At 69.1% G+C, this 25,036-nt stretch carries 25 protein-coding genes; 17 read left to right on the forward strand and 8 right to left on the reverse strand.

Annotated elements, in window-relative coordinates:
* Positions 1 to 59 precede the first annotated feature (59 nt).
* Positions 60 to 854, reverse strand: a complete 795-nt coding sequence (locus R4I43_RS03775) for an SDR family NAD(P)-dependent oxidoreductase (protein ID WP_324264087.1) — start codon at positions 852 to 854, stop codon at positions 60 to 62.
* A gap of 271 nt (positions 855 to 1,125) precedes the next feature.
* Here R4I43_RS03775 and R4I43_RS03780 point away from each other — a divergent pair, with 271 nt between their 5' ends.
* Together R4I43_RS03780 and R4I43_RS03785 are read left to right on the forward strand one after the other, a co-directional pair.
* The gene (locus tag R4I43_RS03780; protein ID WP_324264088.1) at positions 1,126 to 2,325 is read left to right on the forward strand and encodes a PucR family transcriptional regulator; all 1,200 of its coding nucleotides are present in this window, start codon (positions 1,126 to 1,128) and stop codon (positions 2,323 to 2,325) included.
* Positions 2,326 to 2,491: 166 nt separating this feature from the next.
* A complete protein-coding gene (locus R4I43_RS03785; RefSeq protein WP_324264089.1) occupies positions 2,492 to 3,808 on the forward strand; it encodes an MFS transporter in 1,317 nt (438 codons plus the stop codon).
* Positions 3,809 to 3,878: 70 nt separating this feature from the next.
* Here R4I43_RS03785 and R4I43_RS03790 read toward each other — a convergent pair whose 3' ends face one another.
* Positions 3,879 to 4,661, reverse strand: a complete 783-nt coding sequence (locus R4I43_RS03790; protein ID WP_324264090.1) for an MBL fold metallo-hydrolase — start codon at positions 4,659 to 4,661, stop codon at positions 3,879 to 3,881.
* A 199-nt stretch (positions 4,662 to 4,860) separates the two neighbouring features.
* Between R4I43_RS03790 and R4I43_RS03795 the strand changes: the two genes are divergently transcribed.
* A complete protein-coding gene (locus R4I43_RS03795) occupies positions 4,861 to 5,319 on the forward strand; it encodes a hypothetical protein (RefSeq protein WP_324264091.1) in 459 nt (152 codons plus the stop codon).
* Between the two features lie 8 nt (positions 5,320 to 5,327).
* Positions 5,328 to 6,116: an Fpg/Nei family DNA glycosylase gene (locus R4I43_RS03800; protein ID WP_324264092.1), complete on the forward strand. Its 789-nt coding sequence runs from the start codon at positions 5,328 to 5,330 to the stop codon at positions 6,114 to 6,116.
* 45 nt (positions 6,117 to 6,161) lie between these two features.
* On the opposite strand, the gene R4I43_RS03805 is transcribed toward R4I43_RS03800, so the two are convergent.
* From R4I43_RS03805 to R4I43_RS03815, 3 genes are all read right to left on the reverse strand, one after another.
* Positions 6,162 to 6,437 (reverse strand): YggT family protein, encoded by a 276-nt coding sequence (locus tag R4I43_RS03805; RefSeq protein ID WP_324264093.1) that lies wholly within the window; start codon positions 6,435 to 6,437, stop codon positions 6,162 to 6,164.
* Positions 6,438 to 6,577: 140 nt separating this feature from the next.
* Positions 6,578 to 7,639: a 2,3-butanediol dehydrogenase gene (locus R4I43_RS03810; RefSeq protein ID WP_324264094.1), complete on the reverse strand. Its 1,062-nt coding sequence runs from the start codon at positions 7,637 to 7,639 to the stop codon at positions 6,578 to 6,580.
* 58 nt (positions 7,640 to 7,697) lie between these two features.
* Positions 7,698 to 8,906, reverse strand: a complete 1,209-nt coding sequence (locus tag R4I43_RS03815) for a helix-turn-helix domain-containing protein (RefSeq protein WP_324264095.1) — start codon at positions 8,904 to 8,906, stop codon at positions 7,698 to 7,700.
* Between the two features lie 343 nt (positions 8,907 to 9,249).
* Between R4I43_RS03815 and R4I43_RS03820 the strand changes: the two genes are divergently transcribed.
* From R4I43_RS03820 to R4I43_RS03845, 6 genes are all read left to right on the forward strand, one after another.
* Complete coding sequence (locus R4I43_RS03820; protein ID WP_324264096.1) at positions 9,250 to 10,215, forward strand: thiamine pyrophosphate-dependent dehydrogenase E1 component subunit alpha; 966 nt, start codon at positions 9,250 to 9,252, stop codon at positions 10,213 to 10,215.
* A gap of 13 nt (positions 10,216 to 10,228) precedes the next feature.
* Entirely contained in the window at positions 10,229 to 11,260 is a 1,032-nt protein-coding gene (locus tag R4I43_RS03825; RefSeq protein ID WP_324264097.1) for an alpha-ketoacid dehydrogenase subunit beta, read from the forward strand.
* 2 nt (positions 11,261 to 11,262) lie between these two features.
* On the forward strand, positions 11,263 to 12,780 hold the full coding sequence (locus R4I43_RS03830) for a 2-oxo acid dehydrogenase subunit E2 (protein ID WP_324264098.1): 1,518 nt from the start codon (positions 11,263 to 11,265) through the stop codon (positions 12,778 to 12,780).
* A 9-nt stretch (positions 12,781 to 12,789) separates the two neighbouring features.
* Positions 12,790 to 14,160, forward strand: coding sequence for a dihydrolipoyl dehydrogenase (lpdA, locus tag R4I43_RS03835; protein WP_324264099.1), 1,371 nt, complete (start codon positions 12,790 to 12,792; stop codon positions 14,158 to 14,160).
* Between the two features lie 64 nt (positions 14,161 to 14,224).
* On the forward strand, positions 14,225 to 15,196 hold the full coding sequence (gene lipA / locus R4I43_RS03840; RefSeq protein WP_324264100.1) for a lipoyl synthase: 972 nt from the start codon (positions 14,225 to 14,227) through the stop codon (positions 15,194 to 15,196).
* 141 nt (positions 15,197 to 15,337) lie between these two features.
* A complete protein-coding gene (locus R4I43_RS03845) occupies positions 15,338 to 16,192 on the forward strand; it encodes an SAM-dependent methyltransferase (protein ID WP_324264101.1) in 855 nt (284 codons plus the stop codon).
* Between the two features lie 128 nt (positions 16,193 to 16,320).
* Here the strand turns inward: R4I43_RS03845 and R4I43_RS03850 are convergent, their stop codons facing one another.
* Positions 16,321 to 16,617: a hypothetical protein gene (locus R4I43_RS03850; protein WP_324264102.1), complete on the reverse strand. Its 297-nt coding sequence runs from the start codon at positions 16,615 to 16,617 to the stop codon at positions 16,321 to 16,323.
* A 419-nt stretch (positions 16,618 to 17,036) separates the two neighbouring features.
* On the opposite strand from R4I43_RS03850, the gene R4I43_RS03855 reads away from it, so the two are divergent.
* Complete coding sequence (locus R4I43_RS03855) at positions 17,037 to 17,444, forward strand: hypothetical protein (RefSeq protein ID WP_324264103.1); 408 nt, start codon at positions 17,037 to 17,039, stop codon at positions 17,442 to 17,444.
* 329 nt (positions 17,445 to 17,773) lie between these two features.
* Here R4I43_RS03855 and R4I43_RS03860 read toward each other — a convergent pair whose 3' ends face one another.
* Entirely contained in the window at positions 17,774 to 18,187 is a 414-nt protein-coding gene (locus R4I43_RS03860) for a pyridoxamine 5'-phosphate oxidase family protein (protein WP_324264104.1), read from the reverse strand.
* 236 nt (positions 18,188 to 18,423) lie between these two features.
* The gene (locus R4I43_RS03865; protein WP_324264105.1) at positions 18,424 to 19,194 is read right to left on the reverse strand and encodes an IclR family transcriptional regulator; all 771 of its coding nucleotides are present in this window, start codon (positions 19,192 to 19,194) and stop codon (positions 18,424 to 18,426) included.
* Between the two features lie 66 nt (positions 19,195 to 19,260).
* On the opposite strand from R4I43_RS03865, the gene R4I43_RS03870 reads away from it, so the two are divergent.
* The 6 genes from R4I43_RS03870 to R4I43_RS03895 all read left to right on the forward strand — a co-directional run bounded on the left by R4I43_RS03870 (position 19,261) and on the right by R4I43_RS03895 (position 24,908).
* Entirely contained in the window at positions 19,261 to 20,223 is a 963-nt protein-coding gene (locus tag R4I43_RS03870; RefSeq protein WP_324264106.1) for a 2-dehydro-3-deoxygalactonokinase, read from the forward strand.
* Positions 20,220 to 20,822, forward strand: coding sequence for a 2-dehydro-3-deoxy-6-phosphogalactonate aldolase (locus R4I43_RS03875; protein WP_324264107.1), 603 nt, complete (start codon positions 20,220 to 20,222; stop codon positions 20,820 to 20,822). The genes R4I43_RS03870 and R4I43_RS03875 overlap by 4 nt, the downstream gene beginning before the upstream one ends.
* A gap of 42 nt (positions 20,823 to 20,864) precedes the next feature.
* On the forward strand, positions 20,865 to 22,013 hold the full coding sequence (gene dgoD / locus R4I43_RS03880; protein ID WP_324264108.1) for a galactonate dehydratase: 1,149 nt from the start codon (positions 20,865 to 20,867) through the stop codon (positions 22,011 to 22,013).
* A 5-nt stretch (positions 22,014 to 22,018) separates the two neighbouring features.
* Positions 22,019 to 22,780, forward strand: a complete 762-nt coding sequence (locus R4I43_RS03885) for an MFS transporter (RefSeq protein WP_324264109.1) — start codon at positions 22,019 to 22,021, stop codon at positions 22,778 to 22,780.
* The gene (locus R4I43_RS03890; RefSeq protein ID WP_324264110.1) at positions 22,747 to 23,331 is read left to right on the forward strand and encodes an MFS transporter; all 585 of its coding nucleotides are present in this window, start codon (positions 22,747 to 22,749) and stop codon (positions 23,329 to 23,331) included. The genes R4I43_RS03885 and R4I43_RS03890 overlap by 34 nt, the downstream gene beginning before the upstream one ends.
* Before the next feature lie 422 nt (positions 23,332 to 23,753).
* Positions 23,754 to 24,908, forward strand: a complete 1,155-nt coding sequence (locus R4I43_RS03895) for an alkaline phosphatase PhoX (RefSeq protein WP_324264111.1) — start codon at positions 23,754 to 23,756, stop codon at positions 24,906 to 24,908.
* Positions 24,909 to 25,036 lie beyond the last annotated feature (128 nt).

Raw genomic sequence — 25,036 nt, forward strand, 5'->3', positions numbered from 1 at the left:
TCTAGCGACGTGACAGCGCGAAACCCAACGCGTTGGACCGGCCGTCGGGTGGGGCCTTCTCAGGTGCATCTCATCGAAAGCCCTCCGTCGACGGGCAAGCAAACCCCGTTGATGTAGGCGGATTCGTCGGACGCGAGGAACAGTGCAGCCGAGGCGACGTCCCACGGCGTCCCCATCCGGCCGGTCGGGCTGGCGGCATTCCGGTCGTCGAGCGCGGCTCGCGCATCGGCGCTTCCGGAAATCACCTGCTGGGCGACCAGAGGCGTGTCGATCAGACCCGGGACCACCGCGTTGACGCGGATCCCGTCGGCTGCGTGCCGCAGGGCCAGTGCGACGGTGAGCTGGTTGACCGCGGCTTTGGCCGCGCTGTAGCTCGGGTAGGGGTATCCCGTGTCGCGGATGGCCGCGATCGACGAGATGTTGACGACCGCACCCCGGCCTGCCTCGACCATGCGGGGCAGGACGTGCTTGCAGGTCAGGAACGCACCGGTCACGTTGACCGAGAAGACTTCCTGCCAGGTCCGCACGTCGAGCTCGGCGAGGTCGCCGGTGCGCGCGAGGCCCACGTTGTTGTGCAGCACCGAGGGCGTGCCGAGTTGTCGTTCGGCGTCGGCGACCGCTGCGACGACCTGGTCTTCGGAGGTGATGTCGGCCTCGATCGCGACAGCGACACCGCCTTCGTCGCGGATCGCGCTGGCGGTGCGCTCGGCTTCCTCCGGGTTGACGTCGATCGCGGCAACACCGGCTCCTTCACGTGCGAAGGTCAGCGCTGCGGCTTTTCCGTTGCTCATCCCCGCGCCGCTGGAACCAGCACCGAAGACGAGCGCGACCTTCCCGGCCAACCGGTTGCCCATGATCCACATCCTCGTGCTCTTCCGCGCTCAACGGTCCGGAGGTGACGGTCATCAGGTTCGCCAGCGTCCAGCGCCGCGGAACCGAGTATTCGCACCCCCACCGCGTCGCCGACACCACGCCTCGTCGAGACCTTGCCGCGAATCTTCCTCCCGCTGTAGAAAATCCCTCATCAACGCCATAACACGGATGCCGGAGCGCGACCGCCCCGAACGACGGCGATCACCACATCGGAGAGGAGCAGTGCGGACCACGAGCCCGCACGCACGGGACATGAGCGGTAGTGATCTGCAACGGATGGTCGACGCCTTGGCCGAGAAGATCGGCCGGTCGGTCGCGATCAACGATCCTTCGGTTCACCTGATGTGCGCGAGCAGGCACTACGGCGACGAGGACGGGGTGCGCGTCCACGCGGTGCTGCAGCGCGACGGCGGCAGCGCGGTCATCGGGCACCTGCTCGCGCAAGGCATCACCGGGTGGACCAGGCCCGGCGTCATCCCGGCCCGGCCAGACCTGCACATGCGCGCTCGCCTGTGCAAGCCGATCCGGTGCCGCAGCGAGCTTCTCGGCCTGCTGATGGTGATCGACCCGGACACGCTCACCGAAGCCGACCTCCGAACCATCGAGGATTCCGCCGCTGCGATCGGGGCGCTGCTGTACCGGGACTTCGTCACCGAAGACGCCCAGCGCGTCGCGGCGGAAACAGCTGTGCTGGAACTGCTCTGCGGCACGGCGGAGCAACGAACGGCCGCACAGCAGGCGCTGAGCAGGCAGGAACGGCTCCGCAGCGGACACCACGCGACCGTCACCGTCGCGGACGTCGTCGCGCCGGAGAAGGACAACGCGCAGATCGAGGTGGCCCTTCGGGTCGCGCTCGAGGCCGTCGCGCGCAACCGATTCGACGAAATCGTCTTCGCCGTCGAGGGAAACCACGGTTTCCTGCTGCAGAGCGCACCGGCGCCGAAGGAACACCTGCGGGAGCAAGGCGCGGTGGTCGCCAAGCAGGTCCGCGAGATCCTCGGCGAGTCGGCACGGTGCGTCGTCGGGATCGGGACCACTGCTGACGGCCTGGCCGACGCGTGGATCTCGCGGGAACAAGCCTCCACGGCCTCGCGCAGCGCGCGAACGTTGCCCGGTTCAGCCGACGTCGTGCTCTGGGAGGAGCTCGGGGTGTACGCGACGCTGCTGGAGATCCCGGAGGAACGGCTCACTCCCCTGCTGCTCCCGGCAGCGCTCACCCGGCTCATCGCGAACGATCCGCACGGACGGCTGGTCAACACCCTCGCGGTCTACCTGGACAACGCCGGTTCCGGGCCGGATGCGGCCGCGGCACTGCACATCCACCGGACCTCGCTGTACTACCGGCTGAACCAGATCGAGCAGATCACCGGGCTCAGCCTCAGCGACGGTGGCAACCGCCTGGCCCTGCATCTCGGCGTGCGGATGATGGCCTTGCTCGACGACCCGAGCTGAGTGCTGCGACCTGCGATTTCCTACAACGGGAGGAAGGCATCGGGCGAGACTTCGACACCAGGAGGTCGTGACGCGCACGACGCCGGAACATACTCCCTGCACACCTGGGCCGAGGGCGGAGCACGCTCTGCCCAGCCGCGGTTCGACCGGCCACGAAGGAGTAGCCATGTCCACCACCGCCGCCCCGTCGGCCTCGGTGCCGAGATCGCGAATCGCGGCCGCTACCTTCATCGGCACCGCCATCGAGTTCTACGACTTCTACATCTACGGCACCGCTGCCGCGCTCGTTCTCGGGAAGCTGTTCTTCCCCACGTTCTCGGCGCTGGCCGGGACGTTGGCCGCGTTCGCCACGTTCGGCGTCGGGTTCGTGGCTCGACCCGTGGGTGCGGTGGTGTTCGGCCACTTCGGCGACCGGATCGGGCGCAAGACGATGCTGATCGTCTCCCTGCTGACGATGGGCACCGGCACCGTCGCGATCGGCTTGCTGCCCACCTACGAAACGATCGGGATCGCCGCCCCGGTGCTGCTGGTGCTGTGCCGGTTCTTGCAGGGTTTCGGTCTCGGCGGCGAATGGGGTGGTGCGGTCCTGCTGGCCACCGAGTACGCCCCGGAGAACCGCCGCGGGCTGTGGTCCAGCTTCCCGCAGGTCGGGCCGGCGGTCGGGTTCGTCGTCGCAGGAACGGCATTCCTGCTGCTGGGCGGCACGCTCTCGGATGCGGCGTTCGAATCCTGGGGCTGGCGGGTGCCGTTCCTGGCCAGCGCGCTGCTGCTCGTCGTCGGCTACTACGTCCGGATGAAGATCGCCGAGACGCCGGTGTTCGAGAAGGCCATGCGCGAGCACGACAAGTCCAAGGCCCCGATCGTCGAGGTGATCCGGCGCCAGCCGCGCACCCTGATGCTGGCCACCTGCTCGTTCATCCTCGCGCACACGCTGTTCTACACGATCACCACGTTCTCGCTCTCCTACGGCACCGAGGTGCTCGACCTCGACAAGAACATGCTGATCGTCTGCGCCATGATCGCCGCAGCGGTGATGGGCGTCGCCACCCCGCTCTTCGCCGCCCTGTCCGACCGGACGGGCCGCCGCCGGGTGTGCCTGGGCGCGGCAGTTCTCGCCATCGCGTGGGCGTTCCCGCTGTTCGCACTGATCAACACCGGCAACCCGCTGCTCATCGCCCTCGGCATGTCGGTCGGCATGATCGCGTTCGCCGCGCTGTTCGCACCGATGGGCGCCTTCCTGCCGGAACTGTTCGCCACGCGGTACCGGTACACCGGGTCCTCGGTCGCCTACAACGCCAGCAGCATCGTCGGCGGCGGCCTGAGCCCCATCCTGGCCACCCAGATGATCGCCTCGACCGGTTCGTCCGTCCCGATCTCGGCCTACCTCGTGCTGATCGCCCTGATCTGCGCCGTGTGCGTGTGGTTCATGCGCGAAACCCACACCGCCGACCTGACCAGCGACCCCGCCGACAGCCGGGCGTAACGACCCGCCGGTCGCACCGAAGGCGGGCCGCCGCCGGGCACCCGCCGCGGGCGGCAGGCCAGCGGCCCGGTCAGGCCCACTGCAGGCGGTCGGACAGTCCCGCAGCGGCGAAGGCGGCCACCAGGTGGTCGCGACCCTCGGTGAAGTGGGCCCAGCCCTCGAAGTGGACCGGAACCACCCGGCGAGCGCGGAGAATCGCGGCCGCCTCGGCGGTCTGGGCGCTGTCCAGGACGATCGGCTGGCCGTCGAAGAGGGCGGAGAAGCGGGGAGCGCCTGCGAACAGGACCGCGGTGTCGATCGGGGCGAATTGCGCGGCGATCCGCTCGACCGCGTCGAGCGAGGCGTTGTCGCCGCTGACGTAGACCGTGGGAAGGCCGTCTCCGGTCAGCACGAAACCAACGACTTGGCCGGTGATCGGCTCGACGTCTTCGCGGTTGCCGGGGCCGTGGATGGCGGGCACGCCGGTCACCGTGATCGTGCCCCCGCCGGGCCGCTCCAGCTCGACGGACTCCCAATCGGCCAGTCCCCGGGCCTTGTCCCCCAGGCGCTCGCCGCCGCCGGGCGTGGTCAGGGTGAGGGGCACGTCGTCGAGCAGAGCGCGGCCGGAGTGGTCGAGGTTGTCGTCGTGCTCGTCGTGGGAGAGCAGCACCACGTCGATGGGACCGAGGTCGGCGGGGGCGCCGGCGGAGGGAGTGGTCTTGGTCAGGAACCTGCCGTCGGGACGGGGGTAGTCGCCGGGACCGTCGAAGGTCGGGTCGGTCAACCACCGCAGACCGCCGTACTCGAACAGGGCGGTCGGGCCCCCGACAGCGCGCACGGGGATCTGATCGGTGGACCTGGGGGCAGCAGACACGGACCGGCACCTCACGTTTCCTGGTTGGTTTATCCGTGACACCACGCTAGCCCATTCTCACGGATTGAGGCAACTCGTACCATGAGACACCTAGCGGAGGCCGCGACCAGATCGGGTTTCGTGACCAGCGGGTGGCGGGAACACCCAAATGAGTCGGTGGGTGCTGACCCCCGCCTGTGAAGGTTGGTGGAACGCGGCGATGAACGGTGACCCGTTGGACAGGCACGTGCGCGACCGCACCGCGGGGCGGCTCGGCACGGTGGACGCGATGGCCGGCTACCTCGACGACGTGCGCACGGCCGCGCGGGCGATGGAGATCGAACTGGACACAGCCCGCCTGGACCGGCGGCGGATGACCGTCGAGATCGTGGTCAGCGGCGCTCCGGAGATGAGGGTGGAGTGGACGCCGTACCTCGGTTGGAGCTTCACCGAGGGAGGCCGCCACTACTACCGCGTCGGGCAGGAAGCCGACGCCGCTTCGCTGCTCCCCGATCCGGACGAGGCCGCGGGGTGGTTGGGCGTGCTCGCCACCGGAGACCGCACCGGCCACGTCGAGCAGCCGATGCCCCTGGATCCCGATGACGCCGCCCTCGTCGAGCGCTTGGCGACCTTCGGGCAGGGAAGCGATCCGCACAACCCAGGCGACGACCACCCGTAGGTGAGGCCATGCCGGAACTGCCCGACGTCGAGGGGTTTCGCCGCGTGGTCGCCGACCACGTCGTGGGCTCGAAAGTTGCCTCGGTGCGCGTGCTCGACGCGGGCGTCGTGCGCACCTCGCCGGAGGAGTTCGCACGTAACCTGCAGGGCCGGGTGATCGCCGAGCCGAGCAGGTGCGGCAAGTGGCTTCGCGTTCCGACCCGCAACCGGTCCGGTTACCCGCAGCTGCTGGCCCATTTCGGCATGACCGGCGCCTTCGTGTGGACCCCGGGCGAGCAAGCCGATCACCGGCACGACCGCGTCGTCTTCGAGTTCCGCGACGGTGCGTTGCGCTACCGGGACATGCGCAAGCTCACCGGACTTCGGTTGGCGACCGAGCCCTCCGAGGTCGAGGAACTGCTCGGGGACCTGGGCCCCGACGCCGCCGGTGTGAGCCGCCGCGACCTGCGCGCGAGGCTCACGCGCACGGCACGCCGGATCAAACCCGCGCTGATGGACCAGACGGTCGTGGCAGGCCTGGGCAACCTGTGCGTGGACGAGATCCTGTGGCGCTCGCGGCTGGCTCCGACGCTGAGCACCACTGACCTCGACGCGGCGCACTGGGCGAGACTGCACGCTCGACTGGGCTCGGTGCTGCGCAGCTCGTCGCGCGTCGGGCACGTTCCCGACCGCCCGTCCTGGCTGACCGGACACCGCGACGAGCACGACGCCCGGTGCCCGCGGTGTTCGACACCTCTGACCCGGAGCAAGATCGGAGGGCGCAGCACCGTCTGGTGCCCCCGTTGCCAGCCGTCCTGACGCGCTGAACTCTCGGAACCGGGAGTCAGGACGAGCGAGCAACCGCTACAGGCTGAAGGCGACCGAACGCAGGATCAGCACGACCACGAACACGGCGGTGAAGGCCAGGTCGATCGAGATCTCGCCGACGCGCACCGGCCGCAACACCCGCCGCACCGGCGCGATCACCGGCTCGGTCCCGGCGTGGGTCAGCGCGCGAGCACGCCTCACCCAGGGCGGCCCCTCGGTCGCTGCCCGAGCCCAATCCAGCACCATCCGAGCGATGAGCAGCAGCAGGTACGCCGTCAGGACGTACCCCAGCACGGTGCCGATGAGGCTCATGGCGAACTCCTCCGATGCTCGTCGATCCGGCTTGCTGCAGTATCAACGAATCACCCGCGCAGGAAGTGCCGACGCCCCGACCGGCGGCACGTTCATCTGACCCACAACCTCCCGCACCAACCGCGTCGCGACCCAGACGGTCACCGGGACGGGTCGACGAGCACCTTCATCTTCTCGCCCCGGTGGAGCGCTTCGAAGCCTTCCGCGACGACGTCGCCGATCGCGATGGACTCCACCCAACCCGTGGTGTCGTACTTGCCCTCGGCCATCAAGGCGATGACCGCTTCGAAATCCGAGCCCGTGTAGCACAGCGACCCCTGGATGCGGGATTCGTGCATGACCAGCTCCAGCAGCGAGGTTTCGAGCGGCCTTTCGTAGATGGCGACAGCCACCAGGGGACGTCGGGCGCCGATCGCCCCGAGCGCGGAGCCCACCGCAGCCGCGACCCCGGCCGCATCGAAAGCCGCGTCCGCCATCGCCCCTCGCGTCTCATCGGCGACCAGCGCGGCCACGTCCACCTCCGCGGGATCGGCGGTGCGGGCACCGAGCCGCTCGATCGCCGCGCGCCGCGTCGCCGAAGGCTCGACCACCAGCGTGTTCTCGATTCCCTGCCCCCGCAGGGCTTGGAAGACACCGATGCCGATCGGGCCGGCACCGAACACCAATGCGGTGTCCCCGGGGTTCAGCTCGGCCAGCGTCGTCGCGTGGTAGGCGACCGACATCGGCTCGACCAGCGCGCCCAGCTCCAGCGACACCGAGTCGGGCAACCGGTGCAGCATGTAGTCCGGCACCGTCGTGTACCGGGCCATGCCCCCGTCGGACATCAGCCCGTGAAAGCCGATCTTCTGGCAGATGTTGTAGTGGCCCGCCCCGCACGCAGCGCACTCACCGCACCGGTAGACCGGCTCGACGGCCACCCGGCCCCCTGCTGACCAGCCCGTCACACCGGCGCCGACTTCGCGGATCGTTCCGGAGAACTCATGCCCCATGACCAGTGGCAACGCCTTGTCGGTCAAGGGGTGCGGGGCGCCGTCGGGCACGAAGATCGGTCCCGCGAAGAACTCGTGCAGGTCCGTCCCGCAGATCCCGTTGAACCCGACTTCCACGAGGACCTCGCCGTACCGGGGAGCCGGAACCGGCACCTCCTCGACGCTCAGACCGCGCCGTCCTCGGTAGACCGCTGCCTGCATGGTGTCCGTCATGTCGAATTCCTCTCGTGTCGTCAGCGGTTCCAGCGATCGCCCCAGCCGGCCTGGTAGCTCACGCAGCGACGGTGATGTCCAGATCGCGCAAGAACCGGTACGGTCGGTGGTCGAGCAGGTCGGAGAACCGCTTGCGCAGGCGGGACATCTCCGCGCGCACGGTGATGGTCCTGGTGCGGTCGGCGAACAGGTGCTCAGCGAGCTCGGCGGCGCTGTGGCCCGACCGGTTCGCGGCCAGGTGGACCAGGATGTCGGCGTGCCTGCCGCTGAGCGGATAGGTCCAGGTTCCGCTCTCCCGGTGCACGGTCAGCGTGGGCCGAGCGGAGCCGACGTCGAGCACCAGCCGGGTTCCGGCCACCGACCGCTCCCCTCGTGGACGCAGCAGCACTCCCTCGGGGAGCGGCTCGAGCGAGCAGGTCCCGAACGCGGGCAGCCACACCTGCTCGGCGTCAGCGCGTTCCGGCAGCGCGACGCGGTCGATCGGCGGCAGTCCGGTGGAGACGGCGACCCAACCGTGTCGGTCGGTCACCAACGCCTGCCCGTCGACCTTGGCCAGGAGCGGCGCCGCGATCGCGCGCAGCCGGTCGAGGCGGGTGCGGTGAGCCTCGCGGAGGCGGGCTTCGGCGAGCCCGGCAACGGCGTGCACCAGCGCGAGCGTGCTGGGGTGCACCGTCTCGGCGGGTCCGCTGATGTCGACAGCGCCGAGCAACCGTCCGTCAGCGGCGTCGTGGATGGGTGCTGCGGAGCAGGTCCAGGTGTGGTGGGCGCGGACGAAGTGCTCAGCCGAGTGGATCTGCACGGGCCGGTCCTCGACCAGTGCGGTGCCGATCGCATTGGTGCCGACCGCGTGTTCCGCCCAGCTCGCTCCCTCGACGAAGCCCAGCCGGTCGGCGAGCCGGAACACCCCGGCGTGGCCATCGCGCCACAGAACGCGGCCGTCGGCGTCGACGATGACCACGATATGACCCGCGCTCTGAGCCGCAGGCACCAGCCCGGTGCGCAGCGCGAGCAGCGCCTCGTCCGTGAGACCGCAGGCAGCGCGACGCCGCTCGACCTCGCCTGCGGAAGCCTGCCGGCAGTCGCCGCCTCGGTCCGGGTCGACGCCTTGGGTGCGGGCTCGTCCCCACGACTGGCGGATCAGCGGCCGCGGTGGCACGGGCGGCTGCTGCCCGGACAGCACCGCCTCGTGCACCCGGACCAACGAGCGGGTGTACTGGTGCAGGTCCACCCCGGCGGGCACGGCGGTTTCGAGACGGTCGGTCTTCATCGGCGACTCCTGTCGGTCGGTCTCGCCCGTCGCTCGCGGACCCACCGAACCCGGCAGTCGGAGGACCGCGATGTCCTCACGCCGATCAGCACTGCTGGCGCCGGCCTCCCCGCATCCCTCGGCGGAATTCCCGAGCAGGTCGCCGCGACGTGCCGGGGAGGCCACACCCCACAGCAGACTTTTCGCGCCGGCTCCTCGGCAAGGGTTGCAACGGGTTGCATGTCAGCTCGCCTCCCCCATTCGAAGCGACGGTTGCGGCGTCCATGCAACCTGCTGCAACGCTGGTGAGCGCTCGCGAACGCTCCATACCTTTGGCGTCCCAACGGCGGCGAAGAGGAGCAACATGGCGCTGAACAAGCAGGCACTGCTCGGTGCGTACCGAAAGATGGCCGAGATCCGAGCGTTCGAGGACCGCCTTCACGAGGAGAACGCGACCGGCGACATTCCCGGGTTCATCCACCTCTATTCGGGCCAGGAAGCGATCGCGGTCGGGGTGTGCGAGAACCTCCGCGACACCGACCACATCGGTTCCACCCACCGCGGGCACGGGCACTGCATCGCCAAGGGCTGTGACATCCACGGGATGATGGCCGAGATCTTCGGCAAGGAGGACGGGCTCTGCCGCGGCAAGGGCGGGTCGATGCACATCGCCGACCTGTCGGTGGGCATGCTGGGCGCCAACGCGATCGTCGGTGGCGCACCGTCGTTGGCCATCGGTGCTGCTCTGAGTTCGAAGACGCTGGGCACCGGCGGTGTGGCGGCGTCGTTCACCGGTGACGGCGGCTCGAACCAGGGCACCGTCTTCGAGGCGATGAACATGGCGGTCGTGCTGCAACTGCCGATCGTGTTCGTCATCGAGAACAACGGGTTCGGCGAGGCCACCGGTACCGACTACGCGGTCGGCGCCCCCGACATCGCCGCCCGCGCCGCCTCCTTCGGCATGCCCGGCGTGTCGGTCGACGGAACCGACTTCTTCGAGGTCCACGAGGCGGCCCGGCAGGCGGTCGACCGCGCCCGCGACGGCGGCGGCCCGACCGCCATCGAGGCCAGGGCGCACCGTTGGTTCGGCCACTTCGAGGGCGACGCGCAGCTCTACCGCACGCCCGAGCAGGTCGCGGAACTGCGCCGCACCCAGGACCCGCTGTTGAACTTCCGCGCCAAGGTCGATTCCAGGAAGGCCAGTGCGAAGGAACTCGACTCGATCGAAGAGCAAGCCCGGCTCCGGGTGGACGACGCCGTGGCCAAGGCCCGCGCGGCCGCATACCCGGAGGCCGAAAGCCTGCTGACCGACGTCTACGTGTCGTACTGAGGGAACGGAAATCATGACTTCGTCGAAGAAGACCTACCGCGAAGCGGTCAAGGACGCGCTGGCCCAGGAGATGCAGCGCGACGCCACCGTGGTGCAGATCGGGGAAGATCTGCGTGGGGGCCACGCCGGAACCAATCCGGAGCTGGAAACGAAGAAGATCGAGGCCTTCGGTGGCGTTCTCGGCGTCACCAAGGGCCTGTGGGGCGAGTTCGGTTCGAAGCGGGTCATCGACACCCCGATCACCGAGTCGGCGATCATCGGGATGGCGGCCGGCGCGGCGCTGACCGGTCTGCGGCCGGTCGCCGAGCTGATGTTCATGGACTTCTTCGGCGTCTGCTACGACGCCCTGTACAACCAGGCGGCCAAGTTCCGGTACATGTTCGGAGGCAAGGCGCGCACGCCCCTGGTGGTGCGCGGGATGATCGGCGCCGGGTTCAACGCCGCAGCCCAGCACTCGCAGTCCCCCTACAACGTCTTCGCCGCGGTGCCCGGCCTCAAGGTCGTCGCGCCTTCGAACCCGCACGATGCCAAGGGGTTGCTGATCCAGGCGGTCCGCGACGACGACCCGGTGGTGTTCTGCGAGCACAAGACGCTCTACGACACCAAGGGCGAGGTTCCCGACGAGCCGTTCACGATCCCGTTCGGCGTCGCCCGCTACACCCGCCAGGGCACGGACGTCACGGTGATCGCGTTGTCGGCGATGGTCAACGCCGCCAATGACGCGGCCGACAAGCTCGCCGCCGAGGGGATCTCCGTGGAGGTGGTCGACCCGCGCACGGTCTCGCCGCTGGACGAGGAGGGCGTGCTGGAGTCGGTGGCCGCCACCGGCCGGGTCGTGATCGTCGACGAGTCGGCCGCGCGGTGCGGGTTCGGTCACGACGTCGCTGCGCTGATCGCCACCAAGGCGTTCGGCTCGCTGCGCGCTCCGATCGAACTGGTCACGCCGCCGCACACACCGGTTCCGTTCTCGCCGAAGCTCGAGAACGCCTGGTTGCCCGACGCCGCGCGGATCGAGGACGCGGTGCGCAGGGTGGTGACGGCCTGATCATGAGCGAGATCAACGCGATCGAGGTCCCCAAGTGGGGACTGTCGATGGAGGAGGGCACCGTCACCGTGTGGCGCGTGTCGGAGGGGACCAGCTTCCGCAAGGGCGACCTGCTCTGCGAGGTCGAGACCAGCAAGATCACCAACGAACTGGAGGCGCCGTTCGACGGGCTGCTGCGGCGAATCGTCGCCCAGCCCGGCGAAACGCTGCCGGTGGGCGGGGTTCTTGCGGTGTCGGCGTCCGAAACCGTGTCCGAAGCCGAGATCGAGGAGTTCCTGTCGTCCCGCGGGGCGCACCCAGCACCGGCCGCAGCCCCCACCCAGGAGACGGCCCCGGCAGCGGCTCCCGCTCCGACGGCGGCCCCTACCCCGACGGCGCCTGCCGTCCCGAAGCCGGCGGCGTCGTCGGGCTCCACCCTCGTGCCGGAGTCCCTGCAGGGCCAGACCAGTGGTGAGGTCTTCGCGACCCCACACGCGCTCAAACTGGCGGCGAAGCTCAGCCTCGACCTGGACAAGGTCACCGGCAGCGGCCGTGCCGGTCGGGTGTCGATGCAGGACGTGCACAACGCCATCCGCGCAGCTGGGGGATCAGTCGCCACGCCCCCTCCCCCGGCCCGTTCCGTTCTGCCTGGCCGCACGCTGAAGGACGACAGCGAGGTCGATGCGACCCCGGTCGCCCGCAGGCTGGCCGGCAACCTCGGCATCAACCTGCACGACTGCCGGGCGACGGGTTCGCGCGGGCGGGTCTGCGAGGCCGACGTCCGCGAGGCAGAGCGGAAGTTCGGCTTGGTCACGACGAGCCCCGAGCCCGCGAGCGACGCCGAGTCCCCGGTGGAGTTCGAAACCGTGGCGTTCGACTCGATGCGCAAGGCGATCGGGAAACGACTGCAGGCGTCGAAGCGCGATGCTCCGCACTTCCGGCTCACCGCTGATCTCGAGATCGACGCTCTGCTCGCGTTGCGCAAGCAGATCAACGCCATGGTGCCGTCGGTGAAGCTGTCGGTGAACGACTTCATCGTCAAGGCGTGCGGCGCGGCGTTGCTCCGGGTGCCGGAGGTCAACGTGCAGTTCGACGAGCAGACCCAGTCGGTGCGCCGCTACACATACGCCGACGTCTCCGTGGCGGTCGCCCTGCCCTCGGGCCTGATCACGCCGATCGTCCGCAACACCGACACCCGTTCCCTGGCCTCGGTTTCCGAGGAGGTGCACTCGCTGGTCACCAAGGCCAAGAGCGGCACCCTCGCACCCGAGGAGTTCCAGGGCGGCACGTTCACGGTGTCCAACCTCGGCATGTACGGCGTCCGCGAGTTCGACGCGATCATCAACCCGCCGCAGGCGGCGATCCTCGCGGTCGGTGCGGGAGCCCAGCGACCGGTCGTCGTGAACGGCGAGGTCATCCCGCGCACGATCCTGACAGTCACGCTGTCCTGCGACCACCGGGTGATCGACGGCGCGCTGGGAGCCAGTTTCCTGGCCGAGTTGAAGCGTTTCGTCGAGTCACCGGCCCTGATGCTGGTCTGAGGAGAGCCCATGAGCGAGAAGTACGACGTGCTCGTCATCGGTGCCGGGCCCGGAGGTTACGTGGCAGCGATCCGCGCCGCGCAGCTCGGCCTGCGCACCGCGGTCGTCGAGCGCGACCGGCTCGGCGGGATCTGCCTGAACTGGGGCTGCATCCCCACCAAGGCGCTGCTGCACGGCGCCGACGTCGCCCACACCCTGGCCAACCTCAAGCCGCTGGGTTTCACCGCGACCGGGGTGGATTTCGACGTGGCGGCACTGGTGGAGTTCAGCCGCTCGGTGTCCGAGCGGCTCTCCGGCGGTGTCGGCTACCTGATGCGCAAGAACGGCGTCGATGTCATCACGGGTTCCGCCCGGTTGACGGGCAAGGGCGTCGTCGACGTCGACGGTGCGGAGTACCGCGCCGATCACGTCATCCTGGCCACCGGTGCGCGCCCGCGGCCGGTGCCGGGCGTGATTCCCGACGGCGACCGGGTGTGGACCTACTTCGAAGCGCTGGTGCCCGCGGAACTGCCGAAGTCCCTGCTGGTCGTCGGCTCCGGGGCGATCGGTGTCGAGTTCGCGAGCCTCTACGCCGATCTGGGAAGCGAGGTCACCCTCGTCGAGCTGGCGCCGCAGATCATGCCCGCCGAGGACGTCGAGGTCGCCGACCACGTGCGCACGCGGTTCGAGAAGCGCGGGATGCGCGTGCGCACCTCGACCTCGGTCTCCGACATCGACGTCGGCCCGGACGCGGTGACCGCGACTCTGGACGGCGATGCGATCACCGTCGACCGGGTGCTGGTGGCGGCCGGTGTGCAGGGCAACGTCGAAGGGCTCGGCCTGGAGGAACTCGGCGTCGAGCTGGACGGCGGTTTCGTGCGGACCGACCAGTGGTGCCGCACCAACGTCTTCGGTCTGTACGCGATCGGAGACGTCGCAGGTGCCCCGTGCCTGGCGCACAAGGCCAGCCACGAAGGGGTGCTGTGCGTGGAAAAGCTCGCCGGTGTCGGGCACGTCGCACCGCTCGACCACCACTACGTGCCCGGCTGCACCTACGCCCGCCCACAGGTCGCCAGCCTCGGACTGACCGAAGCGCAGGCCGCGGCCACCGGCCGGGAGCTGCGCGTCGGGCGCTTCGACCTGACCGCATCGGGCAAGGCGCTGGCCCTCGGCGAACCCGAGGGCTTCGTCAAGACGATCTTCGACGCCACCAGCGGCGAACTGCTGGGAGCGCACATGGTCGGCGCCGAGGTCACCGAACAGATCCAGGGCTTCGGCATCGCCCGCTCCCTGGAGGCCACAGCCGATGACCTCGCCGAGGTCGTCTTCGCCCACCCGACCCTGTCGGAGGCCATGCACGAGTCGGTGCTCGCCGCGCTCGGCCGCCCGCTCAACACCTGACGACCTCCGGGTCCGCGGGGCCTGACCCGCCCCGCGGACCCGGATTCCAGCGAGGAAGTAGAACATGACGGTCGCCCCCGAGGGACGCCGGCTGCTGCGCATCGAGGCCCGCAACGCGCGAACACCGATCGAACCGAAGCCGGACTGGATCCGCACCCGCGCCCGGACCGGCCCGCAGTACACCGAGCTCAAAGACCTCGTCCGATGCGAAGGACTGCACACCGTCTGCGAAGAAGCAGGCTGCCCGAACATCTTCGAGTGCTGGGAGGACCGCGAGGCCACCTTCCTCATCGGCGGAGACCAGTGCACCCGCCGCTGCGACTTCTGCCAGATCGACACCGGCAAACCTGCCCGACTGGACCGCGACGAACCGCACCGGGTCGCCGAGAGCGTGCGGACCATGCGCCTGCGCTACGCCACCATCACCGGTGTCGCCCGCGACGACCTCGATGACGGCGGCGCCTGGCTCTACGCCGAAACGGTCCGCCAGATCCACGCGCTCAACCCCGGCACCGGCGTCGAGAACCTCATCCCCGACTTCGACGGCGATCCCGGACTCCTGCAGCAGGTCTTCGACTCCCAACCAGAAGTGCTCGCGCACAACGTCGAGACCGTGCCGCGGATCTTCCGACGAATTCGCCCCGCGTTCCGCTACCAGCGGTCCTTGGACGTGCTCAGCGCCGCGCGGGAGCACGGCCTGGTCACCAAGTCCAACCTCATCCTCGGCATGGGCGAAACCCCGGAGGAAGTGCAGGCCACCATCACCGACCTGCACGAGGCGGGCTGCGACCTCCTCACGATCACCCAGTACCTGCGGCCATCCGCCAGGCACCACCCCGTCGAGCGCTGGGTCACACCTGAGGAGTTCGCCGAGCACTCCCGCTTCGCCACCGACACCGGCTTCGCAGGGGTACTGGCGGGACCGCTGGTGCGGTCCTCCTACCGTGCCGGGCGGCTCTACTCGCAGGCCCTGTCCACCGCCGAGCCGACCGCCGAACTGGCACCGTCCCGACTCCGGCCACGCGCGAACAGCTGAGCGCTCCGGCACGTGCGCGACGCACTGCAAACCGGAGACGCCTCCGCCCGCGGCAGCCGACTATCACCCGTATGGAGCACTCCTGGTGGGGCGAGTGGTTGAGTAGCATCGCCCGCGATCATGATCGATGAAGGGGGAACGATGCCGGAGCGCCAGTTCGGCGAGCACCTCGATACGTCCTCGGATTCGAACGGATCCCGGGATCCCATCGGGTTTTCGAAGAACGACGTCAACATCTCGCTGCCGAACCCGGCACGCATCTACGACTACGGCCTGGGTGGCGACCACAACTTCGCCTCCGACCGGGAGGCCTTCCACAAGCTGCTCGAGGTCGATCCGGACGCGCGAACCGTCGTCCGCTCCAACCGCGCCTTCCTCCGCCGCGCCGTCCGCTTCTGCCTGGACCAGGGCATCACCCAGTTCCTCGACCTCGGGTCGGGTGTTCCGACCGTGGGCAACGTCCACGACGCCGCCCACGAGATGAACCCCGACGCCCGCGTGGTCTACGTGGACAACGAACCGGTCGCCGCCGCGCACACCCGGCGCCTGCTGCAGGACCAGCCCAACACCGCCATCATCCAAGAGGACATGCGCGATCCCGAGGCCGTGCTCAACGCCCCGGAGACGGCGCGGCTGCTCGACTTCTCGCAGCCGGTCGGGCTGATGATGGCCGCGGTGCTGCACTGGGTCGGCGATGACGTCACCGAACTGCTCGCCCGCTACCGCCGCGAACTCGTTCCGGGCAGCGCCGTCGCGATCAGCCACCTCACCGACGAGGACCTCCCGGAGCAGATGCGCAAGGTCGAAGCGATCTTCGACGAAACGAGCACCCCGGTCACCTACCGGCCACGCTCCCGCGCCTCCGAGCTGTTCACCGGATTCGACATCGTCGAACCGGGAGCCGTCTACTGCTCGGAGTGGCGCGCCGAGCCCGAAGAGACCCTCGCCGAACCGCACCGAACCAAGATCTGGGCAGCCGTCGGCATCAAGACCTGAAGCCCCTGGACCGAAGTCGTGTCAGCATCACCGGGCCGCCCCACCACGTGCGGGGAGACACGGTTGACCTCGACCACTTTGCGGCCGGGGCCATCCCTCATCGCGGGTCCACGTCCTCAGGCAGGGCACTACGAATCGCTTCGTGTCGGCTCCGTGCCTGCGATCCGGACAGCTGTCAGGCGGCCCTCGTCACGCCGATAGCACACGGACAACGTGTACTGACCGCCTTCGGCAAGGTTGTTTTGCGCCCACGCAATCGCGTCGTGGACGTCGCACCCTGTGAGTTCGTAGGCGTGGTTCCACCAACCAACTCGTTCCGGAGGAACGTGGACGTTGGGGTAGGGCTGCGACCACAAGTGCACCCGGAAAGCGGGGTGGTCGTCCTCGATCGTCACGTCCCGCTCGTCGACGGGGTTGACCTCCATGATCGCAGCCTCTCTGCGCTACGGCGTGAAGTGCGGGTACTCGAGACTGCTGCTGCACGCGACATCGGCCGTTGCGCTCTGGTCGCCAACGACAGAGACCAGACGGCCCTCCGCGTCGTAGGTCCGCAGCACGAGAATCGTTGCGCCCGCTTCCGCTGGTCAAAGCAGACCGCCGCTGCCGTCAGCGAGGCGCGCCGAATCCTGTGAACAGATAACAGGAAGCTAGCAATCGCTGCTAGCTATTCACTGAACACCGGAGTGCAGGACAACGCCGCATGCGCAAAGCGCCATGCGACCACACAACATCGGGCTATCGATAATGATTGTCGTTTGCGTTAACCTTGATGCTGGCCCAAGGACGGCGCGTTGGTGGCTGTGGCGTGGCGCCACCCTGCCCTGAACACCCGGTGGAGGCTCCGATGGACAACGACAGCCGCGATACCGAGCAACAGGCTCAAACCGGATTCACCGCCGTGCTGTGCGACGACTGCGCCCACGACGACGGTCTCCCGATCCTCGACGCACTCGGCAACAGCGTCCGCCGAAGCCCGCACGGCATCCTCGTCAGGTCCCCGTGCCAGCTCGGGCCCCTGTGGTGCCACACCAGGAAGAACTCACAGCGCACCAACGGCCCGATGCTCCTGCTCCAACCCTGCGACACCGACCGCCAGCCGATCGGGCCGGTCATCACCGTCGGCCCGATCCGCACCCCGAACGACCTCGCCGCCATCGCCCGTTGGCTGGAAACCGCACCGACCTCAGTGACAGGTCTGCCGAAGCGGCTGTTGCAGGCCCTGACCGACCGGCGACGGGCTTCCACGAACTGACCGACCGAGCCGGCGCGGGTCACCAGAACGTCCATTGAGGACGTGTCGGCAGTGGTCGCTTGCGGTGGTCGGCACTCCGGCTGGAGGGCTCAGACCGGTCAGACGTGCGGTGATGCGCTTGGCTTAGGCTGCGCCCAGGACCGAGAGCACCTCCCCGAGCCTTCGATCAGCGACGTAGGCGGGCTTGGGGTCGGCGGAATGCTCGTAGAGCTGGCCAGTCCAGCGCAGCCCCACAAACCTGCCCTTCTGCTCGCGAGTGGGCCTAGTCGCGTTGCCGGCAGTCTGCGGTTTCCACCGGCCTTGCCTGACGTGCGTCACCGATGGGTCAGTCACCAGCCAGGCGGGCGCACGTTGCCCATCACGCGGGTCACGGTGATCTCGATGACCACGCGTTCGGGGTTGGGGCGAGGTGGTCGGTAGCGCTGGGCGTAGCGCCGTTCGGCTTCAGCGACGGATTCCGGATCATCCTTGATCAGCGCAGTGCCTTCGAGGGTGCTCCACCGTCGCCCTTCGACCTGGCTGACCGCGACCTTCACGTCCGGGCCGGCCGTTCGAACGTTGCGCACCTTCTTGGTGTCGCCGCTGCAGATGACGCGCGCGATGCCGGTTTCAGGATCGAAGGTGGCGCCGACGGGGACGAGGTGCGGACTGCCGTCGGGACGCTGGGTGGCGAGGAAGCAGATGCGGCGTTCCTGCCAGAAGTGGTCGTCCTTCGCCTCAGGCGCAGCTGGATCGATCGTCATGTGTTCCGCTTCATGGTGCAGTGGTCGCGTTCATCGCATTCCAGCGAGAGGACGCCACCTCGTGGAGCCGGTAGCGCGACAATTCTCCCCCATTCCTGCAGCTCCGGTCACCGGGGTTTTCGCACCTCAGCCAGCCGCCGGCCTCGTCACACCGACGAATGCGGCACACCACTGACGCCATCCGGAAACTGACGGTGCCGCGCCGCCGCGCCTCGAGCTGGACCGGTGGGACAGCGTCAAAGCGCTTTGTGGCCGAGCGCGGCGGAAATGCGCCCCGCGCTGCGGCTCAGCACCTGGGCGAGACCGCGCATCCGCGCCGCGGGCATGTACGGCCGGGTCGCTGACACGCTGATCGCTCCGACGAGGGCCCCGGACGCGTCGCGCACCGGCGCCGCCACGCAGCGGATTCCCGGCTCGTTGTCCTCGAGGTCCATCGCCACCTGGGAGCTGACGTACTCGCGCATCCGCGCGGTGAAGGCGTCGACGTCATCGGACCGCGCTAGCTCGGGATCCACCGCAGCCTCGGCCTCGTAGAGCGACTCCCACTCGTGCGGTGAGTCGAGCAGCAGCGCCATCCCGACTCCGGTGCGGGTCAGCGGCATCCGGTGGCCGATGCGGGAACGCATCTCGGCTCCCCGCGATCCGGGCAGCTTGTCGAGGTAGAGCACCGAGGAGCCGTCCCGCACCGCGAGGTGGACGGTGTCCTTCAGCTGCTCGGACAGCTCCTCCAGCACCGGGCGCGACACCACCGGCAGCGGGTTGCCGTGCAACGCCTGGAACCCCAGCTCGATCAGGGTCGGCCCGAGCGTGTAGCCGTCCCGCCCCGTCCGCAGGTAGCCCTCGCGCACGAGCAGCTGGACCAGCCGGTGCGCGGTGCTGCGGCCCAACTCGGTGCGCTCGACGAGGGTGCGCAGATCGGTGGCACCGTCGGCCACGGCGCGGACCACCGCCAGACCGCGAGCGAGTGTCTGGGTACCCGGCGGAAGCGGCTGATCCTCGGTGCTCACGACAGTGAATCCTACATATAGGGACCGTGTTGGCAATATAGGGATGGATTTCGCAGAGTTCCACCCGTGACCGACGCCCGTTCAACCCCGAGCCTGATCGCGCTCGACTGGGGGACCACCGCACAGCGCGCCTGGCTGCTCGACCACGTCGGCCAGATCATCGCCGCACGACGCCCGGACCAGGGCCTGCTCGCCATGACGGCCGACATCGACCCGCACGACGCCCGAGCACGCGCCCACGCCTACGAGTCGGCGTTCTGGGCCGCCTGCGGCGACTGGTTGACCGCGAACCCGGACCTACCGGTGATCGCGTGCGGCATGGTCGGCAGCGCGCAGGGCTGGTCGGACGCCGGCTACCTGACCGTCCCGGCGCAACCGAAGTACCGGCCCGGCTCGCTGGTGCCGGTGGCCCACCGCGCCGGCGTCGTGCACCTCGTGCCCGGCCTGCGGATTCCCAGTGCGGACGGCATTCCCGGAAACGTCCTCCGCGGTGAGGAAACCCAGATCGTCGGCGCGCTCGAAGCCCTCGGTGATCCCGCCGGGCAGCTCACGCTGATCCTTCCCGGCACGCACAGCAAATGGGTCCGGATCGAGGACGGCACCGTGACGTCCTTCGCCACCGCGATGTCGGGCGAGCTGTTCGGCCTGCTGACCGCCGACGGCATCCTCGCCCGCACCGCTGCCGAGCCGGCGCGCGACGACGAGGCGTTCGCACGGGGTCTGGCGGCGGGCCGGTCCAGGCACGGCCTGTTGACCGAACTGTTCGGGGCTCGACCCCTGGTGCTCGACGGACTCCTCGACCCCGCGTCGGTCGCCGACTACGTCTCCGGCGTGCTGATCGCCGACGAGGTCGCCCACCTGGTGCGCGGGACGGGACCGGTCGTGCTGTGCGGCGGTGCGGACCTGTCCCGCAGGTACGCCCAGGCGTTTGCCGCGCACGGCGTCGAACCGACCGTGCTGGCCGAGGACGTCACGGCCCGCGGGCTGTGGCAGATCGCGTTCGCTACCGGACTTCAGGAGGCGTCATGAGCAACACCGGACTGATCGCGATCCTGCGCGGCGTCACGCCGGACGAGGTGGTCGCCGTCGGGGAAGCGCTCGTCGACGCGGGTGTCGACGCGATCGAGGTACCGCTGAACTCGCCCGATCCGTTCACCTCCGTCGAGCGGCTGGCCGCCTCCCTGGGCGACCGTTGCGTGATCGGTGCCGGGACCGTGCTCACGGCCACCGACGTCGCACGCACACGCGACGCCGGTGGGCAGATCGTCGTGGCACCCAACTGCGACACCGAGGTCATCGCCGCGACCGTCGACGCGGGCCTGCGGCCCTACCCCGGGGTGGCCACGCCGACCGAGGCCTTCGCCGCCGTCAAGGCCCGGTCGCGGCACCTCAAGCTGTTCCCGGCCGACGCGATCGGCATCGCCGGGATGAAGGCGTGGCAAGCGGTCTTGCCACCAGACGTCGAACTGCTGCCGGTCGGCGGGATCGACGAGACCAACCTCGCCGCGTGGGCAGCCGCGGGGGCGGGCGGAGCCGGCCTGGGCTCGGCCCTGTACCGGCCCGGGGACTCCCCCGCGGAGGTCGGCGCCCGTGCCCGCGCGATGCGACGGGCCTGGGCAGGCGGCTGAGCCGCAGACACCAGCGAGTTTCACCGAGAAGGAAGCAATCAGATGAAAATCGTGTCAATGACGACATATCGGGTGCCGCCGCGCTGGCTGTTCCTGAAGATCGAGACCGACGAGGGCATCACCGGATGGGGCGAGCCGGTCCTGGAGGGGCGCGCCGAGGCCGTGGCCGCCACCGTCGAGGAGCTCTCCGACTACCTCATCGGCCAGGACCCCACCCGGATCGAGGACCTGTGGACCGTGCTCTACCGCGGTGGCTTCTACCGCGGCGGCGGGATCCACATGAGCGCCCTCGCCGGCATCGACCAGGCCCTGTGGGACATCAAGGGCAAGGCGCTCGGCGTCCCCGCGCACGACCTGCTCGGCGGCCGAGTGCGCGATCGGATCAAGGTCTACTCGTGGATCGGCGGAGACCGCCCCGCCGAGACGGCGCAAGCCGCCCGCGAGGTGGTGGACCGCGGCTTCACCGCGGTCAAGATGAACGGCACCGAGGAACTGCAGTACCTCGACACCTGGGCCAAGGTCGACCAGTGCGTGGCCAACGTGGCAGCCGTTCGCGATGCCGTCGGACCCAACATCGGCATCGGCGTCGACTTCCACGGGCGCGTGCACAAGCCGATGGCCAAGGTGCTGCTGCGCGAGTTGGAGCCCTACCGGCTGATGTTCGTCGAGGAGCCCGTGCTGTCGGAGAACGTGGACGGTTTCGTCGACGTGCTTCGGCAGTCGCCGATCCCGATCGCACTGGGCGAGCGGCTGTACTCGCGGTGGGACTTCAAGTCCGTGCTGGCCTCAGGCGCCGTGGACATCGTCCAGCCCGACCCATCGCACTGCGGTGGGATCACCGAGGCCCGCAAGATCGCCCACATGGCCGAGGCGTACGACGTCGCCCTGGCGCTGCACTGCCCGCTCGGGCCTATCGCGCTGGCCGCCTGCCTGCAGATCGACGCCGGCTGCTACAACGCCACGATCCAGGAGCAGAGCCTGGGCATCCACTACAACACCTCCAACGACCTGCTCGACTACCTCACCGACCCCGCCGTGTTCACCTACGACGACGGGCAGGTGGCGATCCCGACCGGGCCGGGGCTGGGCATCGAGATCAACGAGCAGTACGTCGCCGAGCGGGCCGCCGAGGGACACCGCTGGCGCAACCCCGTCTGGCGGCACAGCGACGGTTCCGTGGCGGAGTGGTAAGAGCGATGACCCGTACCGAAAACGCGCCGACCGCGGTGCGCCAGGCCTCACGCGCCCGCGTGGTCATCGCGGTGCTGCTCTTCGTCACCGTGGTGATCAATTACCTGGACCGCTCCAACCTGTCGATCGCGATGCCGGCCATCGCCGGGGAACTCGACCTCTCCAAGGCGCAGCAAGGGATCCTGCTCTCGGCGTTCGGCTGGACCTACGCGGCGATGCAACTGCCGGGCGGTTGGCTGGTCGACCGGGTCGCCCCGCGGGTGCTCTACCCGCTGTGCCTGGTCCTGTGGTCGCTGGCGACGCTGTTCATGGGCATGGTCGGCGGGTTCGTCGCGCTGGTCCTCCTGCGGCTGCTGGTCGGCGCCTGCGAGGCCCCGGCCTACCCGATCAACAGCCGGGTCGCCACGGTGTGGTTCCCGGAGCGGGAACGAGCGACCGCCATCGGCTTCTACACCTCCGGCCAGTTCATCGGCTTGGCGCTGCTGACCCCGGTGCTGTCGTGGCTGCAGGCGACGCTGTCCTGGCACTGGGTCTTCATCCTCACCGGACTGGTCGGGATCATCTGGGGCGCGATCTGGTACTACGGCTACCGCGAGCCCCGCGAGTCGCGGGCCAACCAGGCCGAGATCGACCTGATCCGCTCCGGCGGCGGCCTGGTCGACCTCGCCGAGGACCGGCCGCAACGCGCCCGCATCAGCCGCGGTGACGTCGCGACCGTGCTGGGCGGACCAAGTTGTGGGGAATCTACATCGGACAGTTCTGCCTGACCTCGACGCTGTGGTTCTTCCTCACCTGGTTCCCCACCTACCTGGTCGACTACCGCGGGATGGACTACATCAAGTCCGGACTGCTGGCGTCGCTGCCGTTCGCCGCGGCACTGGTAGGGGTGCTGGCCTCCGGCGTGGTCTCGGACTTCCTGCTGCGCCGGGGAGCTTCGCTGGGCATGGCCCGCAAGGCGCCGATCATCGCCGGCCTGCTGCTGAGCACCCTGATGGCCGGGGCCGCGTTCACCGACTCTACGGCACTGGTGGTCGCGTTCCTGTCGATCGCGTTCTTCGGCAACGGGCTCGCCTCGATCACCTGGACGCTGGTGTCCGCGCTGGCACCGGAGCGGCTGCTCGGGCTGACCGGCGGGATGTTCAACTTCATCGGCAACCTGTCGTCGATCGCCACTCCGATCGTGATCGGTTTCCTGGTCACCGAGGAGAGCTTCACCCCGGCCTTCGCCTACATGACTGCGATCACCGTCGCCGGGATCCTCGCTTACGTGTTCCTGGTCGGCAGGGTCGAGCGGGTGCCCGAACGGCAGCCGGTCTGATCTTCCGCTGCGGACGATGTCCTGCCGGTCCTGCACCGGCAGGACATCGTCGTATCAGGCACCCGAACCACGAGCCCAGCGCGATCTTGCGGCGCATCGTGACGCTGTGAACCACCGACACGTCCCATTGAAACCAGGTGCCCTTCAGCGAAAGGAACAGGACTGCTACCCCGGCAATGCTTGGAACCGTCACGGCCGAGAGCTCCAGCGCAGGGCTGCTGGGAAATTGGTCCACACACCGAAATCGTCGCCATCGGAATGAAATGATCCGGTTTTGCGGGAATTCTCCGCGATCATTCACCAGTCGTGAAGAATTCACGGTGCAGGCACTCGTCCGACACCGGTCACGCCATAGGTTTTCCGAGCCCCTGTCGCTTTACGACTGCGGCTCAACCTGTTCCGGTTCCTAACAGGAGAACACCGTGGACCGTCGGGATTTCCTCCGCGCCGCCGTGGTCGGTGGCACCGTGGTGACGCTGGGATTCAGCGTCACCCGCGAATCCATCGCCTACCCCGCCAAGACCGGCCTCAGCCCCTACGGAGCCCTGCAGGCGGCTGACGCCAACGGCATCCAGCTGCCCGCGGGCTTCACCAGCCGCGTGATCGCCCGCTCCACCCAAGCCGTGACCAACACCGGCTACACCTGGCACAGCGCCCCCGATGGCGGCGCCTGCTTCGCCGACGGCACCGGCTGGATCTACGTCTCCAACTCCGAGATGAGCAGCGGCGGAGGCGGCGTCAGTGCCATCCGCTTCGACGCCAACGGCAACCCCACCAGCGCCTACCGCATCCTGGGCGGCACCACCCGCAACTGCGCCGGTGGACCGACCCCGTGGAACACCTGGCTGTCCTGCGAGGAGACCGACTTCGGGTACACCTGGGAAACCGACCCCTGGGGCACCAAGGCCGCGGTCCGCCACAACGCCATGGGCCGCTTCAAGCACGAGGCCGCCGCCTGCGACCCCGACCGCAAGGTGATCTACCAGACCGAGGACACCAGCGACGGCTGCTTCTACCGGTTCATCCCCACCACCTGGGGAGACCTGTCCGCAGGCGGCACCCTGCAGGTCCTCGTCGAGAACGGCACCACCCTGTCCTGGGTGACCGTTCCCGACCCCGACGGAAGCCCCACCCCCACCCGCGACCAGGTCGCAGGCGCCAAGATCTTCAACGGCGGCGAAGGAGCCTTCTACCGCAACGGCACCTGCTACTTCACCACCAAGGGCGACAACCGCGTCTGGGCCTACGACGCCGCCAACAACCAACTGCACATCGCCTACGACGACAACCTCACCAGCAACCCGCCGCTGACCGGCGTCGACAACATCACCGGCGCCACCGTCGGCGACCTCTACGTCGCCGAAGACGGCGGCAACATGGAAATCTGCATCATCACCCCGGACGACATCATCGCCCCGTTCCTGCGCGTCACCGGACAATCCTCCTCAGAGCTGTGCGGCGTGGCGTTCAACCCCGCAGGCAACCGCATGTACTTCTCCTCGCAACGCGGCACCAGCGGCTCCAGCAGCGGCGGCATCACCTACGAAGTCACCGGCCCCTTCCGCACCGCGCTCTGACAACACCCGCTCAGCAACGACCGCGGACCGCAAGAGCCTGGTAGCACCCAATTTTGGTCCACGGGGCGGGGGGCCGGCGGGCGGCGCCCCGCGGCCCCCCCAGGGGGACACCCCCCGGGCGCCCAAGA

The organism is Saccharopolyspora mangrovi (genome assembly GCF_035320975.1).
GTDB lineage: Bacteria > Actinomycetota > Actinomycetes > Mycobacteriales > Pseudonocardiaceae > Saccharopolyspora > Saccharopolyspora mangrovi.